The 17,394-nt window shown below is 39.5% G+C and carries 17 protein-coding genes; 9 read left to right on the top strand and 8 right to left on the bottom strand.

The genetic code is table 11. The features are described from left to right. Positions 1-7: 7 nt before the first annotated feature. The 3 genes from BST86_RS07135 to BST86_RS07145 form a co-directional block, all read right to left on the bottom strand. Positions 8-2,206: a PAS domain-containing protein gene (locus BST86_RS07135; RefSeq protein WP_105982661.1), complete on the bottom strand. Its 2,199-nt coding sequence runs from the start codon at positions 2,204-2,206 to the stop codon at positions 8-10. Positions 2,207-2,376: 170 nt separating this feature from the next. After that, positions 2,377-3,219 carry a 1,4-dihydroxy-2-naphthoyl-CoA synthase gene (locus tag BST86_RS07140; protein WP_105982662.1) on the bottom strand — a complete coding sequence of 281 codons (843 nt, stop codon included), beginning with the start codon at positions 3,217-3,219 and terminating at the stop codon, positions 2,377-2,379. 32 nt (positions 3,220-3,251) lie between these two features. Further along, positions 3,252-3,527, bottom strand: a complete 276-nt coding sequence (locus tag BST86_RS07145) for a hypothetical protein (protein ID WP_105982663.1) — start codon at positions 3,525-3,527, stop codon at positions 3,252-3,254. A 188-nt stretch (positions 3,528-3,715) separates the two neighbouring features. Here BST86_RS07145 and BST86_RS07150 point away from each other — a divergent pair, with 188 nt between their 5' ends. From BST86_RS07150 to BST86_RS07170, 5 genes are all read left to right on the top strand, one after another. Further along, complete coding sequence (locus BST86_RS07150) at positions 3,716-4,117, top strand: DUF2452 domain-containing protein (protein WP_055413185.1); 402 nt, start codon at positions 3,716-3,718, stop codon at positions 4,115-4,117. Positions 4,118-4,198: 81 nt separating this feature from the next. Further along, positions 4,199-4,561: a BlaI/MecI/CopY family transcriptional regulator gene (locus BST86_RS07155; protein WP_105982664.1), complete on the top strand. Its 363-nt coding sequence runs from the start codon at positions 4,199-4,201 to the stop codon at positions 4,559-4,561. After that, positions 4,561-6,297, top strand: coding sequence for a M56 family metallopeptidase (locus BST86_RS07160; protein WP_105982665.1), 1,737 nt, complete (start codon positions 4,561-4,563; stop codon positions 6,295-6,297). The genes BST86_RS07155 and BST86_RS07160 overlap by 1 nt, the downstream gene beginning before the upstream one ends. A gap of 436 nt (positions 6,298-6,733) precedes the next feature. After that, positions 6,734-7,936, top strand: coding sequence for a PQQ-dependent sugar dehydrogenase (locus BST86_RS07165; protein ID WP_105982666.1), 1,203 nt, complete (start codon positions 6,734-6,736; stop codon positions 7,934-7,936). Between the two features lie 45 nt (positions 7,937-7,981). Next, on the top strand, positions 7,982-8,425 hold the full coding sequence (locus tag BST86_RS07170) for a c-type cytochrome (RefSeq protein ID WP_105982667.1): 444 nt from the start codon (positions 7,982-7,984) through the stop codon (positions 8,423-8,425). Between the two features lie 80 nt (positions 8,426-8,505). Here the strand turns inward: BST86_RS07170 and BST86_RS07175 are convergent, their stop codons facing one another. The 4 genes from BST86_RS07175 to BST86_RS07190 form a co-directional block, all read right to left on the bottom strand. Further along, the gene (locus tag BST86_RS07175; protein ID WP_105982668.1) at positions 8,506-8,841 is read right to left on the bottom strand and encodes a DUF2853 family protein; all 336 of its coding nucleotides are present in this window, start codon (positions 8,839-8,841) and stop codon (positions 8,506-8,508) included. Between the two features lie 63 nt (positions 8,842-8,904). Continuing rightward, entirely contained in the window at positions 8,905-10,575 is a 1,671-nt protein-coding gene (gene menD / locus BST86_RS07180) for a 2-succinyl-5-enolpyruvyl-6-hydroxy-3-cyclohexene-1-carboxylic-acid synthase (protein ID WP_105982669.1), read from the bottom strand. A gap of 330 nt (positions 10,576-10,905) precedes the next feature. Further along, on the bottom strand, positions 10,906-11,745 hold the full coding sequence (locus BST86_RS07185) for a chorismate-binding protein (protein WP_172443327.1): 840 nt from the start codon (positions 11,743-11,745) through the stop codon (positions 10,906-10,908). A 215-nt stretch (positions 11,746-11,960) separates the two neighbouring features. Then, positions 11,961-12,380: a hotdog fold thioesterase gene (locus BST86_RS07190; protein WP_105982671.1), complete on the bottom strand. Its 420-nt coding sequence runs from the start codon at positions 12,378-12,380 to the stop codon at positions 11,961-11,963. 34 nt (positions 12,381-12,414) lie between these two features. Between BST86_RS07190 and BST86_RS07195 the strand changes: the two genes are divergently transcribed. The 4 genes from BST86_RS07195 to BST86_RS07210 are packed head-to-tail and all read left to right on the top strand — an operon-like array spanning position 12,415 to position 15,558. Next, positions 12,415-13,062, top strand: coding sequence for an alpha/beta hydrolase (locus tag BST86_RS07195; RefSeq protein WP_105982672.1), 648 nt, complete (start codon positions 12,415-12,417; stop codon positions 13,060-13,062). Then, entirely contained in the window at positions 13,062-13,646 is a 585-nt protein-coding gene (rdgB, locus tag BST86_RS07200) for an RdgB/HAM1 family non-canonical purine NTP pyrophosphatase (RefSeq protein ID WP_105982673.1), read from the top strand. The genes BST86_RS07195 and rdgB overlap by 1 nt, the downstream gene beginning before the upstream one ends. A gap of 45 nt (positions 13,647-13,691) precedes the next feature. Further along, complete coding sequence (locus BST86_RS07205; RefSeq protein WP_105982674.1) at positions 13,692-14,489, top strand: carboxypeptidase-like regulatory domain-containing protein; 798 nt, start codon at positions 13,692-13,694, stop codon at positions 14,487-14,489. A gap of 10 nt (positions 14,490-14,499) precedes the next feature. Next, on the top strand, positions 14,500-15,558 hold the full coding sequence (locus tag BST86_RS07210; RefSeq protein ID WP_105982675.1) for a M28 family metallopeptidase: 1,059 nt from the start codon (positions 14,500-14,502) through the stop codon (positions 15,556-15,558). Between the two features lie 142 nt (positions 15,559-15,700). Here the strand turns inward: BST86_RS07210 and BST86_RS07215 are convergent, their stop codons facing one another. Beyond that, positions 15,701-17,215 carry a DEAD/DEAH box helicase gene (locus BST86_RS07215; RefSeq protein ID WP_105982676.1) on the bottom strand — a complete coding sequence of 505 codons (1,515 nt, stop codon included), beginning with the start codon at positions 17,213-17,215 and terminating at the stop codon, positions 15,701-15,703. Positions 17,216-17,394 lie beyond the last annotated feature (179 nt).

A 17,394-nucleotide genomic window follows, 5' to 3' on the forward strand; every position in this document is an offset into this window, starting at 1 on the left:
TAGTTTCTTAATGATGTAAAGGAAGCGAGAGAACGAATTCTGCCTTAGAACTTTCATTAGATTGAATTTCTACTTTTCCCTTAATTCCCTCTAAATATTTCATGGCAAAAGGAACTCCTTCGCCTAATGCCTTGAAGCTACTAGTATCACTTTCTTCACTAGCATTGTGGGTATTCAAAACATGTTCAACGATTAAATAGACTTGTTTTGTTAAAACAGTATAAAGAATAACCTCTGCCCTATCATTATTGATTCTGGATTTTATCATTACGATTTCCCTATCACAAATTTTGAAGAAAAGATCTAACAAATTTGCTAGAGACTGTCTTAAAAAAACAGGATCTGCATTTACTAAAACTAGTTTTTCAAAATTATTAAAGGTGAAATCAATTTCTTCCTGCTTTGCCTTATTGATACTGTCCGTATTCATATTTTGTAGCAACAATGCCAGATCAACCGGTTTTTGAGAGGAAAAGAACAAACTTTCAGAATCCTTATTATTTATGATTTCATCTAAGGATCCCATGAGTTCCTCGCCACCTCTGATTTGTCCTTCGGACAGGTTGTTATCCGTTTTGTAAATGACCTCTTCTTGAAAAATCCCTTGGGTAACAGCCAGAAGTTTGTCAAAAGGCAATCGCTGGTTGTTAGTTATTTGTGCTAGCACATTATTTTTAAAATGATGTGCTGTTATCAGTTTGTGCTGGAATGATTTTACTTCTTCTTGTAAACGCACTCTATTGGTAAGATCAAAGAAGTAAAACACGTACCCATCCACTTTTTGTGAATAGTTTAGAATGGGCTTGCACAATGCATCATAGCAAGTACTGCTATTTTCAAAAAGATCGATGTATAATTCATTTCTGTATTCCTGACCTTTTTTCAATACACGATCGATGATGTTGAATTTCAACAGATCAAAACTGGAAAGAATTTCAGAGAACAGAGATTTTTTAAGAATAGGATTATAACCTAATCGATCCATCAAAATTTTCTTGGTCTTTGCGTCCAGTCCTATGATTCTAGAATCTTTGTCTAGAAGTATACTTCGTACAAAAGTGTTGTCAAGCATGGTGCGCAGGTGATACCTATGCTTGTCTTCCATTTCTGAAAGCTTGTACTTATCCTCAACATCGATCAGATTAGCTACAAGTTTTATGGGCTCGCCGTCACTGTTAAAGACCTTGAAGCCATGTATTTCATAATGTCGATAGATCCCTTGTTCATTACCTACTCTAAAAGCGTTGAAATAGAATTCACCTTCTTCTTTTATTTCTCTCTTATGTTGAGCTAGAGCGGCGTCTCTATCTTCTGGATGTACCAGCTTGAAGAATTTTTCCCTAGTCATATCTTCAGGGAAATTAGACCTTGCCATGAAGGAATCGCTGTATCGTTTTTCTTCAGTAACTAAATTGAAACTAAAATATCCTGAATTAATGGCTCGTAAAGCGAGTTCTTGATTCTTCTTAGTTTCTTCAAGTGCAATATTGAGTTCTTTATAAGGAGTAATATTTTGAGTAACGCCTTGAATTATTGTTACTTCTCCTTTATATATTTCTGGAGCCGCTATTATTCTTAACCAGACTTCTTTTTCATCCTTTCCTAGGACGAGTTTTATTTCTACATCATAAGGCTCATGATTGAAGTATAATTTTTCAAGAGCCTCATCAATGATTGGCAAACTATCCTCATGTACCGCATCATACATGACCTTAGTATCTAATACCTGTTCGTCTGTTAGATCAAACAATTCTTTAAAAAAACCATTGTAGTGAAATTTGTCTTGAGCTGGTATGTAAGTCCATGTGCCTAAATTGGCCACGTGACTGATCGTGGTATTGTGCTGTTGTAAATAGATGTCCATACTAACATCAACACCAGCGATATAGACGCGATCCTCTCTAAAGCCAAAATTGCACTTTAAATATACGGGCACTCCTGAATCGTTGTAAAATTTTACAGTAGTTGATAGTCGCTCTCTTTTAGAGCCATCTTTTACCTTAAGATCAGGCCAGTTGTCGTTTGATCCCGTTATATCTAGGATCGTATGATCATCAAAGTAGGACTCATGATATCCTAAAACATTGAAAAACTCTTCATTTGCCTGAATAAGCTCAGAATCGTTACTCACCACCATACATATCAAGCAGGTGCTGGTCATTAATTCTTCATAGGGAAAGGTGCTTTGCTTCAGGTCATTAACCATGTTGGTCACTTATACATTCTCTGTTAAGTTAGTGACAATTGTAGGACTTAAGAATTGAGGTTTCTTAAAATAAGGTTAATACCACACTTTGTAGACTATTTGATGTATTTCTAATTCATTTTTTAAACAAATGTGTTTCGCTTGTTTAAGTTTATCGATCACAAAAGAATTTATGGCAACCACTTATTGCCACCAAAATTCGGCTTGCGCTTCTCTAAAAAGGCATCACGGCCTTCTTTGGCTTCATCTGTCATATAAATCAATCGAGTCATTTCTCCTGCAAAAACCTGTTGCCCAACCATTCCATCATCAGTAGCATTCATGGCAAACTTGGCCATTTTTATTGCTGTAGGGGATTTTTCCATGATTTCTTGAGCCCATTTATAGGCGGTTTGATCCAGCTCTTTGTGCGGTACAACCGCATTGACCATTCCCATTTCCATAGCTTCTTGAGCGTTATAGTTACGTCCCAAGAAAAAGATCTCGCGAGCCTTTTTTTGACCTACCATTTTTGCTAGATAGGCGCTACCATAACCTGCATCAACACTGGCAACGTCTAAGTCTGTTTGTTTGAAAATCGCATGTTCCTTACTAGCAATAGTCATGTCACAAACCACATGCAAACTGTGTCCACCACCTACGGCCCATCCAGGCACGGCACAAATCACCACTTTAGGCATGAATCTAATCATGCGCTGCACCTCTAGAATATTCAACCTGCCGGTACCGGCACTGTCTTTATAACCATCCTTACCGCGAGCGTTTTGATCGCCTCCACTACAAAAGGCCCAACCGCCATCCTTGGGGCTAGGTCCTTCACCGGTCAGGATTACCACACCTATGGAAAGATCTTCCTGCGCATCATAGAACGCGTCAATGAGTTCGCTAACGGTTTGTGGCCTAAAGGCATTGCGCACCTCTGGTCTATTGAACGCTATCCGCGCTACACCATCGGCTTTTTTGTAGGTGAGATCTTTATATTCCTTGGCTGTTTTCCAGTTGATCGTGCTCATGGGTAAAGTTTAGAACTCAAAGATAGAACGCTCTATCCTTTATACCATATTCTAATGATCTGGAAAGTTTGCACGATGCTTCCTCCTGTGGGATATTTAGTGGTTTGATTGGTTTGGGCCTTTTCTTTGATATAAATATTTGGCAGGATTACGGTTTCCACATTGACGATTTCTTTGCTATAATGGCGTCGTATCCATTCGTTAGCCCTTTCAAGCGTAGCGTCTACGGTCTCATAGGTATGCGTACCCCAGAAACTCTTTTCAAGAACTCTAGGTTCAAAGTCGATATATTGGATGGTTGTTGTCATGCTTATAAGTTGCTGTAAAACGAAATTTGTTACGATGAATGGTTATTTCGCTTTCGCGAAAGCGAACTCTATCTCATCCTTACTGCAAGGATCAAGGCAACCGTACGACATCTTACCTATTGATTTCTTGTTTAACAAAATCACGTTAACAATAAACAATACTGAAAGTTGTCCCTTAAATTTGTAGCATGAGTGAGAAAAAAAAGCCAGACGCCGTTGTATATGATGAAGAATCTGGAACCTATAATGCTGCCTTGTTGCCCTATGCCAGCGGTGTAGGTGCTCCTAAGATTTCTACTCCAGACATCACCTCGTGGAAGCAGAATAATATCTCTAAAGTCAACCACGAGATCAAATCGCAGTTTGACCAACTAAAGGCGCAGTATGATGCGATGACTAAAAAGTTTAACGACAACCAGTTGGTTTACGGTGCAAAATTCTCTTTTGAACCTATCGTGGGCGAGACATATCACTTGTATCAAAATAACGACGGCCACTTTCTATCGGTCATCGCACCTAATGAATGTCGCTGGGATCATGTGGGCACCTATCGCCTATCCTCAGAAAAATTATGGGAAGAGATCGATTGATCTCTTTTTATTTGAATTATTCAACTAAATAATTAGTTTAACTAAAATATTAGTTTATATTTGAACTAAACATTTAGTTAGATGAAAACACTTACCCAAGCCGAAGAAGAGATCATGCAGATCTTGTGGAAACTCGATGAGGCTAATGTTGCCGCTATTATCGACCAGATGCCAGACCCTAAACCTGCCTACAATACGGTTTCTACCATCACTCGCATCCTGGAAAGTAAAAAGTTTGTGGGCTATCGCAAGGAAGGTCGCGGTCACATCTACTTCCCTATCGTGAGTAAAGATGCGTACTCCAGAGCCACCGCTGGGAAACTTGCCAGCAATTATTTTAAAGGCTCCTATAAAAGTATGGTGTCCTTCTTCATGGAGCAGGAAAAATTAAGCGTTCAGGATCTGGAGGACATCTTGAAGGAAATCAATAAAAAGGAAGAATAATGAATCATTTCATACACAGCTGCGTTTTGGCCATCTTATTCTATGGCTTATACCGTTTGTTTCTTAAAGGGACTACCGGTTTTCAATGGCATCGTTTGTATTTGCTGCTCATACCAGTGGTATCTTTCATACTGCCATTGCTGGTCATACCACTGGATCAAGCCTTGACCACACCAGCCTTTTTAATGCCTGTCGAGATGGATGTAATGCCTGTCATCATTGAGGCTGGTCAACAACCTGTGACGCCTGCAACTCCTAAAATAGAATGGACTAACATTTTATGGACCACCTATTTCTTAGGGCTGACCACGGCTGTGATTCTGTTTATCATCAAACTCGCACGTATTCAAAACTATAAAGAGCAAGGACAGACTATCTACCAAAATGGGGTTTACATCACAAAAGTTCACGACCTGCCTACGGCCTTCTCTTTTATGAACCATATCTATATCAATGACGCTTTCGCGGAAGCGAGATACGAACAGGTCCTACTGCACGAAATCACACACATCAAACAGAAGCACAGTTGGGATTTGTTATTCTATGAATTGTTGCGCATTGTTTTCTGGTTCCATCCAGTACCCTATCTAGCGCAGCGCGAACTTAAAATGGTTCATGAGCATATCGCAGATCATAGAACTATAGCTGCTTATGGTAAAAAATCCTATTACGAAAACCTATTGAAGGAAGCCCTGGATTGTCCAGACTTCTCGTTTACCAATCCCTTTTTTAAATCCAAAACCATTAAAACCCGTTTAACCATGATACAAAAATCCCAAAACCAGAAATTCCCATTCCGCAAGTTGTTGTGGATGCTACCCGTTTTATTTGCAAGCTTGATTTATACGGCTTGTAGCACTGAACAGGAAGTGATCAAAGTGGAACAGAAAACGTATAGAGTTGATGAATTACCTACTCTTCAAGATCATGTCTATGGGCAAATTGACTTTTATAAAGGTGTTACAGCAGATGAAATGGAGGTTTTGGAAAAAGGGAACGAGACTATTAAACGGTATATAGGTGATGATACCAGCAAGGAGAAGAGTTTTGAGGTTGCTAAAAGGATATTGCGGGATCCAAATTTTAAGGAATATCGTAGAGTCATGGACAAAATAAACAATAATGGCAAAACAATAGTACGTGACGTCGAGAACAACAATTATGTTTTAACCATCCAAGAGTATGAAAATGGAAGTCCTTCTTTTACGGGAACCGGTCCGATCGATCAATTAAATATGAGCAATGATGAAATTTCAGCTTATTTAAAAGATTTACATGAGAAGTACGGTAAGGCCGACGATGTGACCGTAATTACAGAAATTGAGTTAATAGAAGAAAAATCTGATATGCAAAATCGGGCAGTAGTTGTTCCTTTTGCAATTATAGAAAACGTTCCAACTTATCCAGGTTGCATTGGCGATAACGCAGAGAAGAAGAAATGTATGCAGCAAAATATTGCGCAGCTGGTACAAGAAAATTTTGACACTTCCATTGCCAACAAAGTTGGGTTAAGCGGTAAACAAACCATTTCTGTTCAATTTAAAATTGATCAAAATGGCAATGTTGCAAACATTATATCTAGAGCCAAAGCTCCAGAACTTCAAGCCGAAGCGGCTCGAGTTGTCAACTTGTTGCCTAAAATGCAACCGGGAACTCAACGAGGACAAAATGTAGGTGTCATTTACGGCTTACCCATTATTTTCAATGTTCCAGAAGAGTCCAAAAAAGAGGATTAATATTTCACTAAAATAGAGCAAACCTAAATTCAATAAGCAAAAGTCCAGACCTCAACATCTGGACTTTTGTGTATTTAAACGTAAATAATAAATATTTCATCGATTTTACTACTTTGTATTGCATAGTAGTGTAACAATCTTAGAAATGCCTCGTCTATATAGTATAACCTTTAAAACTTTATATTATGATAGCTTCAAACACCTTCAACGAGACCAGAGAATTGATCAACAAAAGATTCAGACCTGAAAAATCATTGTCAGAATCTTGGAACACTAAAAGAAGATATAGATTAGCATAATGCGATCCCTGCATCACAACAGCAGACCTCTTCTACTCTATCTCAAAAATTCCCTAAACCTTTAACGGCTTAGGGAATTTTTTTATGATTACCATCGTAGCTCTGTAGATTGGATTATTTTTATAAAAACTAATGCTATGAGAATTCTGCTTGCCATAAGTGCTTTACTTATACTTTCCACATCCTGTAAAAAGGCATTTTCTGAAACCAACGATGCTGATTCTTTAGCAGTCTTATCTTTTGAAACACCTTATGTGACAAATGACAGTGTCAATCAAAAAGTGCCTAAGGTAGATGGCATTCCACTGATTGAAGATCAAAAAAACTATACGGTAACGTCTGTTGTGGAAGGGCTCAACAATCCATGGGGCATGGATTGGCTGCCTAATGGTGATTTGATCTATACAGAAAAGGAAGGTAAAATGTTTCGTTTTGATGGTACTACTTCTATTGAAATTCAAAACGTTCCCGAAGTTTACATACGTGGACAAGGTGGATTGCTGGATGTAATGGTTCATCCAGATTTTGATGCCAACAATATCATTTTTATATCCTACGCTAGTTCTACCGGTGATGAAGATGGCGGAAACACTGCTATTGCCAGTGCCGTTTTAAACAACGACGAATTGACTAATCTCAAAGTACTGTACAAAGCAGTTCCCAACACTAAAAAAGGACAGCATTTTGGCAGCAGGTTTGCTTGGGGCAACGATAACAAATTATACTTCTCCATAGGCGAACGTGGCGAGCGCGACGTGAATCCGCAAGATATTACTCGTGATGGCGGAAAGATTTATAGAATTAATGATGACGGCAGCATTCCAGAAGACAATCCTTTTGTGGGAATCACAGATGCGATAACCGCGGCCTACACGTACGGTAATAGAAACCCACAAGGTTTGTTGAAACATCCTGTTACTGGTGAGATTATTGCCCACGAGCATGGTCCTCGCGGCGGTGATGAAATCAACATCATAAAAGCTGGTGTGAACTATGGCTGGCCTATTATAAGCTACGGCATCAACTATAGTGGTAGCAAATTCACTGAGATTACCGAGAAAGAAGGAATGGCACAGCCTATTTATTACTGGGTTCCCAGCATTGCACCTAGCGGCTTTGCTGTTATCAATGATGTTTCTTACGGAGACTGGAATGGGAATTTTCTAGTGGGTAGTTTAAAATTCCAGTACCTAGAAATGCTCTATATGGATGGTCATCAAGTGACCAAACGTGAAAAACTGGTAGACGGTTTAGGCCGTTTACGCAATGTCAAAATAGGTCCCGACAATCAGATTTATATAGGAGTTGAGGGCAAAGGCATCTATAAGATTAGCCGATAAACAGTTTCATCAAAAGGCGAAACAAACCCCAGAAAAATTGAAATCATGAACAAAATAGTGAGCATTATTATCCTCTCGTTGCTTTTTACCAGTTGTGGGAATGAAGCAAAAAAAGAAACTACAGCTGCAACAACTGTAACAAAAGCAGAGCCTCTCGACCCATTAGAGGAAAGTGTGAAACGCGGCAGGGAAATCTATTCCGAATTATGTGTAACCTGCCACTTGCCTAACGGTAAAGGAGTTCCTGGTGCGTTCCCACCGTTAAATCCTTCTGACTGGCTCACTAAAAAGCGAACCGAAAGCATACATGCTGTAAAATATGGTTTGAAAGGTGAGATTGTTGTCAACGGTGAGCCATATAACAATGTGATGCTGGCGTTGGGATTGGACGATCAAGAAGTGGCAGATGTAATGAACTACACCATCCAGACCTGGAACAAAGGCGATATGGTAACTGTGGAAGAAGTGGCTGCAGTAGAAAAGGAATAAACCCTTATAAATTATTTGAAATTAAAAATCCCCAATCGGCAACCGATTGGGGATTTTCTTGAAAGCAATAATAAAATTTTCTAGTTGTAAACGGACTGCTTACCGTGGTGTACACACAACATATAATACACTACAGCACGATACTTAGAGCGGTTACTCTTTCCGTATTTCTCGATGACGGCTTCAACAGATGCCATTAGATTATCTCCTGAAAGACCTAATTTCTTTTGAAGATAGTTGGTCACCACGCGTTCCATCTCAGATTTCTCGGCGCTTACTGTTTCTGCATCGCGATTGTAGATCGATGGGCCTAAACCTTTGGTTACTTTTTTAAGTAATTCTTCATCAAGGTTGCCTCCAACATGTTCTTTGTAGGATGCCACGTATTTTTCAAGCTTTTCATCAAATTTACTCATCGTGTATTTTTTGGTATTTAGTTATCTGTTAAAGCTAAAGAAAAAAAAAGATTAACAAAAGTTTTACCTCAAAAATTTGAAGTAGTCCAATAATATCTTATCGTTGATTTCACGCGGTGTCTGTATCTCCAACAATTGTGGTGCAGTGTTGGTATGGATGAATTGTTGGTACGCTTTCGCGAAAGCGAACTCTTCATCAATCTTTGTATAACCAAATCCATGCATGGCACACAAGTGACTGGCGTCTAAATGGTGTGTAGTCTCAAAATAGGTGGAGAAATAAACTTCCTGCTTCTCACCTGGCAAGATTCTAAAGATGCCACCACCGCTATTGTTGATCAGTATGATCTTAAAGTTCTTGGGAATGTAATTGTTCCAAAGTCCATTGGAATCGTAGAAAAAACTAAGATCTCCAGTAATTAAAACCGTCGGCATTCCAGAACCTACTGCAGCACCTATGGCAGTACTGGTACAGCCATCGATACCGCTGGTGCCACGATTAGAAAAAATACGGTGTGTGGCGTTCATCTTGAATAACTGCGCATACCTAATGGTACTACTATTACCTAATTGCAAAACGATGTCATCTGGAAGGTGTTCAAATAACAATTCAAAAACCTTCATATCGCTCCATCCTATTTTTTCAAAATAGGCAGGACGCTTTGAAAGGTAATCCTTGAAATGATGGAGCCATTGCTCTTGATAAGTGCTGGGTTGTGTTTGCACTGGTAGCGAGTGCAACCATTTTCTAGGCGCGATCTTGATATGTGCGGCAAGTTTAAAAAAGGTATCATAGGCCCTACGTTTGCCTATGTGGTAATGGATGTTGGTCTCAAACCTGCGCAGGTACTGCTTGATTTTTTTAGAAACGATCATACCGCCTATGGTAACTACCATATCTGGCTGCAAGGCTGCAATCTGGTCATCGTCAAATTCAATAGGCGCTATTAAGGTGTCGATTCCCCAAACAATATTCTCGTGCACGATATTTGAGCTTACTTCACTCATTACCAACACACTGCCGTCTGCGGTTAAACGATCTATATCTTCCTTCTCAAATACCGGCGGATTGAGCGTCGAGAGTATAACAAGCTTACGTTTTGAATTGTTCCAGTTTTCGTAAAATGCTGCTGGGATTTCAGTAGTCTCGTCTTTGAGTACATCCATCACTTTCACATCCATAGATGGCTGTTCTACCGTATTATACAGCGGTTCTTCAAATGGGACGTTGATGTGAACAGGACCGTGTTTTGATATAGCTGTGTTGATCGCTTTATTGAGCTGCCGCTCGTTAGTAATCAAATATTCCTTTTGATCTGATCTAGTGATCATTTCCAGTTGCGTATCAAACAAGATATGGTTTGCAAAAACATGTTTTTGGCGGATGGTCTGGCCATCGCCTATATCAATCTTGTGTGGTGGACGGTCAGCACTTAAAACAATTAATGGTATCTCACTATAGTAGGCCTCTGCCACCGCAGGATAATAATTGAGCAAAGCACTACCGCTGGTACAAAGAAGGACCGTTGGCTCCTGCAGCTGTTGCGCAATTCCCATCGCAAAATGCCCTGCACATCGCTCATCAACAATACTATAGCAATTGAAGAATGAATCCTGAGAGAAACTAATGGTTAATGGAGCATTGCGAGAACCTGGAGATATAATAATGTTTTTAATATCCCTTTTCTTGAATAACTGGATGATTTGCTGAGCGTGTAGAACGGATGTCATCATACATCAAAGGTAATAGACGCAAGCACCTCTTCATACTGGATTAACAACATATTCTAAAAGGAATTCATGACAATTCTCATTAGAAAGATTTAAGCTATTAATTCATTGCGAAAAAAGAAGAAATAAACATTTAGAAAAGAATATTGACGTTTCAGCAATTGAATCACAATAAGTTGTAATTTAATACCAATCATTGCCATGGTCTTGAATCTTCAATTATAATCGTACTTAAATATATCGCATTGTATTGCTACATTTTGTTTTACGAGATGCGCAGTACTGTAAAAAGTGCTGCTGGAATATTCTTGGGATAAGTTTTTGGTGTCGTGTTTAAGTAATGATTCGCGCCATAGTCATCAACTTATTCTCGATTTCTTGCACCTCATCTTGTGGAACGCTCAACTCTGTAATACCACCGCCAGCATATAGATGAATATTTGATTTGTCAATTTCCAAACACCTAAGGTTGACATAATAATCTGCTCGACGCTCCACCGGATTCTGAACACCTATATATCCTGTGTAAAAACTGCGGTTATAGTTTTCATGGTTCCTGATGTAATCCAAAGCTGCTTGTCTAGGAAGACCACAAACTGCTGGAGTAGGATGTAATTCATTTACGACCTCATTAATTTTACCGTAATCAACAGGAACTTCTAGCGATGTTTTCAAGTGGAGTAAGGAACCTGCTTGGATAGTTTCGACATCTCCAACATCGGGTTTTTTCCCGGTCACTTTCTCTAGTGCCTTTGATATGAAATCAGTGACCAATTGCTGTTCGTTTTTCTCTTTGATTCCCCATGGTATTTGCGGATCGGCAAGAGCACTTTTTGTACCTGCCAGTGACATGGTTTTGAGCAATCCATCTTTGTAGGAAACGAGCGTCTCTGGTGTAGCACCCAACCAAGTTCCAATAGATGGATGATGGAAGAAATAACAATTAGCTTGAGGATATTCATCCAGCAAATTAGTAAGAATTTTTAGCGGATCGGTACTTTTAGCAACAGTGTGCTTTAAAGAGAGAACCACCTTTTTAAATGCTTCGTTTTTAAGTGATGTAACTGCACTTTGCACTCTATTTTGGTGCTCTATTTTTACATTTTCTGGCAAATTAACGGCAACACCATCTAAGGTTCTCCTTTGAATTCCCCATGAAAAGCTTTTCCTCACTTCACCAATGATATAAAACTGGTTTTCAAACGATAAAAATTTTGATAAAACTGCACAAGACATTGTGTCATGTGGTGTTTTATGTAGTTTTTGGGATTTTTGATGGAGTATTTCTACGTTGGATTCTCCACTTTTTCTTAGAAGTAAGAATGGCAGATTTTGCTGTAGAAGTTGTTGTGTATATGTGAGCAGCCTTTCGCGCAAGCGATATAAATTTAAGTGTTTTTCTTTAAAGCTATGGTCGTTAATTTACAGATGGAAATCAAACGTTCCTCCTCATCAGTAATCTTGATTTCCCATAGTTGGGTGGTTCGTCCCTTGTGTAGGAATCTGGCGGTAGCAAACACATACCCATTAACTTTAGATCGGGTATGATTGGCACTGATTTCCAACCCTCGAATGGCGAAAGAATCCGTGTCCAAAAATAGATAACTTGCCGCACTGCCTACAGACTCCGCCAGCGCCACGCTGGCACCTCCATGAAGTACACCATCAGGCTGATGCACACGTGAATTTACAGGCATTTTTGCCGTTAGAAAATCGGCACCTACATCGATGAATTCGATATCCAGCGTTTCCATAAGTGTGTTCTTACAAATGGCGTTACACTGCGATAGTATCTTTTGTTTGTCCATATCTTTATCAAAAATAAGCTATCAAATTGACTCTATGGTAAAGATGGTTTCTTACGTTCACACGAATTCTTATGAAGTATTATACCCTACTACAAAAAGCACCAAAAACATTTGGATTTGTTTTCATGGCTTGGGCTACCTCTCTCGATATTTCAAAAAGTATTTCAAGGATCTCGATCCAGAAACAAATGCCGTTATCGTTCTTCAGGCTCCTTCTAAATTCTATTTAGATAAGAAATTCAAACACGTCGGTGCCAGTTGGCTCACCAGAGTGGATACAGTTCAGGAAATGGACAACAATCTCCATTATATTGACGAGGTTATAAAGAATGAAAAGTTGGTAGGCGATCCACGTCTTATCCTTATGGGGTATTCCCAAGGAGTTTCCATTGCAACACGTTTCTTGAAGCACTATGCACAGCCCATAAAAGCACTCATTATGCATAGCGGTAGCATACCTGATGAGCTTAATGAGCAAGACGGTAAGCTTTTCAAGGCGATGGCAGATCGCATCATCCATATTGTCGGAACTCAAGATGAGTACCTCACCGAAGAGCGTATAGAAAAAGAGCAGCAAAAGATCGACCTTTTATTTGGTGAAAAATGTGAGTTTCATCGACCAACGATCAAACATGAAGTAGATGTCGAGCTAATCATATCTATATCTAAAACCCTATCATAATGCAATTAATATTTGCCACGCATAACCCCAACAAGCTCCAAGAAGTGCAACAAATGATGCCTAGCAGCATTAAACTTTTGAGCCTTGAGGACGTCCAACTATTTGACGAAATTCCAGAGACAGCTGCCACTATTAAAGAAAATGCCATCCTTAAAACTGATTATATCAAAACTAGATTTGATCTTCCTGTTTTTGCAGACGATACCGGTTTGATCGTTCCCGCGCTTGCTGGCGATCCAGGTGTGCGATCTGCGAGATATGCTGGTGAGCATAAAAACAGCCAAAATAATATGGATCTACTTTTGTCAAATCTTGAAGGCAAGGAAAACAGATCTGCCTATTTTTTGACCGTCATCTCACTGTATCTCAATGGCAAACAACACGTTTTTGAAGGACGCTGTGATGGCGAGATACTCCAGCATCGACAAGGCGAGAAGGGATTTGGCTACGATCCCATTTTTAGACCTAAAGGGTTTGATAAGAGTTTTGCACAAATGGACATGGATCAAAAATCTGAGATTAGCCATCGCGGTATGGCCCTTAAAAAGCTTATTAACTATTTAAATGGCATCAAAATTGACTAATTATCACTTTAGAACAATACACTTACCGTATTTTTATAGTCCTGTATGAAATCAATTAGACTAGTTGTTACTTTTTTAATCTTGGGTGCCTATTTAGGTTTCGCTCAAGGCGAAAACAACAACGCTCAAAACACCTCGCAAAAAGCAACCATAGTCAATGGTAAAGTCCTCAATGCAAAGGACAACTCCATATTACAGGATGTGAATATTGTGAACCTCAACAAGGTCATAGGAACCATCACCAAACCTGACGGAACTTTTGAAATACGTGCCGCAGTAAATGACACGTTGTACTTTTCATATATTGGATTTCAAACCATCAACGTTAGAGTAACCGAAGACTGGATCAAATATGGCGATGTGACCATATCCATGACTGAAAAAGGAATCGCCCTGGAAGATGTTGTGGTGACTGATAATGGTCTTACTGGCTATCTTGAAATTGATGCCAAGCGTGCTCCTATTTACGCCACACGCAGATTCAGCATTAGTGGTTTACCAGAAGCCTATGAAGGCGGTAACAAAGCACCTGGTGCCGTAGAAAAAACATTGAACTCCATTTTCAACCCTGTAGACTTTCTGTTTAATACCTTCGGTAAAGAAGGGAAATCCTTGAGCAAAGTTCGTAGGATTAAAGAGCAGGACGAGATACGGAATTTACTGCAGTCGAAATATGATAGGGAAACACTTGTGAACCTATTGCAAATGGACAAAATAAGTATTGACGCCATATTGAGAAACTGTCAATACTCAAAAGAATTTATAACCGGAGCAAACGACCTTCAAATCCTAGACGCCATTAGCGAGTGTTATGAGGAATACAAGGTGCTCAAGCAAAATTGAAAATTAATATATGATACGTAACACTATTCTTATCGCATCGCTTGCGATTACTGCGCTTACCAGCTGCACCTCAACAAAAACCTCTAGTACAGAATCTACGGCGATGACTCCTGTAGATAATGAACCTAGAATGATGGAAGATGATAAAAACCCATTAGTGGTAAAATACATGAACACCATCACCGCAGCCGAACTTAAGGAGCAATTGTATGAGTATGCCAGCGATGATATGGAAGGTCGTATGACCGGAACTCCTGGACAAAGAAAAGCCGTTGAATATCTCAAAGGAAAGTATCAAGTAATGAACGTTCCTGGTGGTGCCCAAAACGGTGAGTATTTCCAGAGCATTCCTCAAGAGTTTTTTGGAAAGAGAGAAATCACTTCAGAAAATGTTTTGGCATTTATTGAAGGCTCAGAAAAGCCAGAAGAAGTATTAGTCATTTCGGCGCACCTGGACCATATTGGTACTCGTAATGGCGAAGTGTTTAATGGAGCAGATGATGATGGTAGTGGTACCATCGCGCTTGTAGAGATCGCAGAGGCTTTTCAACAAGCTAAGGAAGAAGGAAACGGCCCTAAACGCTCTATCCTATTCCTTCACGTCACGGCAGAGGAAATAGGACTTCAAGGTAGCAAGTACTATTCAGAAAATCCAGTATATCCATTAGCAAACACTATTGCAGACCTAAATGTGGACATGATAGGCCGTATCGATCCAGAAAGAGAAGCTAAAACAAACTATGTATACCTAATAGGTAGTGACATGTTGAGCCAAGACCTACACGATATAAGTGAGAAGGCGAACAAGACATATGTGAATATGGATCTAGACTATACCTACAACGGTAAAGATGATCCCAACCGTTTCTATTACAGATCTGACCACTACAATTTTGCTAAAAACAATGTACCGGTCATTTTCTACTTTAACGGTACGCACGAGGATTACCATAAGGCGAGCGACACACCAGACAAGATTGAATACGATTTGTACGCACAGCGCGCACAATTGATATTTGCAACCGCATGGGAATTGGCAAATGCAGACCAACGTCCAATGCTTAAATAAGCAAAATAGCTTTCTATAAAAAAACGCACCTCATGGGTGCGTTTTTTGTTTCTAGGAAAATCGGTTTCTTCGAAATCTTGAATAACCTGTAGGATGATCATATGAACTTCGCTTTCGCGAAAGCGAACCTATAACAATCCTTTTAACTTTCTACTCCAGCAAACTCTTGCTGTATCGCGACGCGCAACCTGCGGTAATAATCCTCTTCTAACCAATCCTTGTAATTGTTGGTGTTGTTGATAATGCAATAGGAATAGCGGCGTATGCGGTCCTTAATATCTTCTTTGAGCAACTTTGCTAGGATACGAGCGTCAAACACGTCCTCGCTATTCTCGACACACCACTGTACGTGCTGAGCGATGCTCTCATCAAGGACTTCTTTAGATTTTCGGTTTTCCTTAGTGATGCGCTTATAGGCACCACGAATGTCAAATGTAAAGTCTTTGGTATTTGGGAATTCTGCCTTGACGTCTTCTGGCATCTTGTACACGAAATTGCGCTCAATCTCTTCGTCAGAAACGATGTTCTCTACATAAAAATCTGGAGATCTAAATACTTGCTGCCAGTCCACAGGCTCGTTCCAAAGTCCAAATCGCGCCACATTATTACCCAGATCTATGATCTGGAACTCTTCCTTATTCTTATAGATACGTGATCCACGACCTATCATTTGATAATAAAGAGTCAACGATTTTGTCGCTCTGTTCAAAATAATGGATTCCACAGATGGCTCATCAAAACCAGTGGTCAAAATACTTACCGAGGTCAAGATCGCATCTGGCTTTTTCTTGAACCACTTCAAGATTTCCTTACGTTCTTCCTTGTTATTGGTGTTATCCAAATGTCTTATCTCCAGACCTGCTCTTCTAAAGGTATCCTCAACTTCCATACTGGTTCTAATACCATTATTAAAGATGAGCGTTTTCTTTCCCTTACTTGTTTCAAAGTAAGCCTGCAGGAGCTTGTCCTGCATGGAATGGTCGGTATAGAGCTTTTCACTGGATTTTACCGTATAATCTCCATTCATACCTATGGTAAGCCCACTCAAACCTACATCATAGGTATGCGTTACCGCACGAGCAAGAAAACCATTGTCAACTAGGGATGTGATGCTGTCACCTACAATAAGCTCATCATAGTTATCCTTCATTGGGAGCTTGAAGTTGGAACTAAGCGGCGTCGCGGTAACACCTAGCATAAAACAGTGCTCAAAATACTTGAACAACTTACGGAAGCTATTATAGTGCGCCTCATCCACTATTACAAGGCCAATGTCTTCCAGCTTGAGTTTATCGTCCTGAATACGGTTATTGAGTGTTTCAACCATCGCAACAAAACACTGATAATCCTTTTGATCATCCAGTTCCTTAACCTTGGAATTGATGATCTTATTCTTAACCTGAAAGTTATCCAAGACTTTAGAAGTCTGCTTACACAACTCGATACGGTGTGTTAGGATGACAACCTTTTTGTTTTTTTGCTTAAGGTAACGCCTCACGATTTCTGAAAAGACCACGGTCTTTCCACCACCGGTAGGCAATTGATATAGAAGTTTGTAATCGTCTGGTTTCTCATCGATCCTATCAAAAATCTCACCTAGATCACGCTTTTGGTAATCGTAAAGTTTTTTGATTTTTGTCTTGGATTCTTGCTGCATGGATGAAGTTATTTTTCAGTTTTGGGATTTGCAAAAATAGGGAATTTAAATCCTTTTGAAACTACCGTAAACGTTGACTTTTTAAATATTTTATATTGATGCGAATTTAACAATGTAAAGGGCTGCTTATTCCTATTTTTGCAAATTCCAACGTCGATTAAATGGGTTCTTCCAAAAAC

The sequence above is a fragment of the Nonlabens agnitus genome (assembly GCF_002994045.1).
Lineage (GTDB): Bacteria > Bacteroidota > Bacteroidia > Flavobacteriales > Flavobacteriaceae > Nonlabens > Nonlabens agnitus.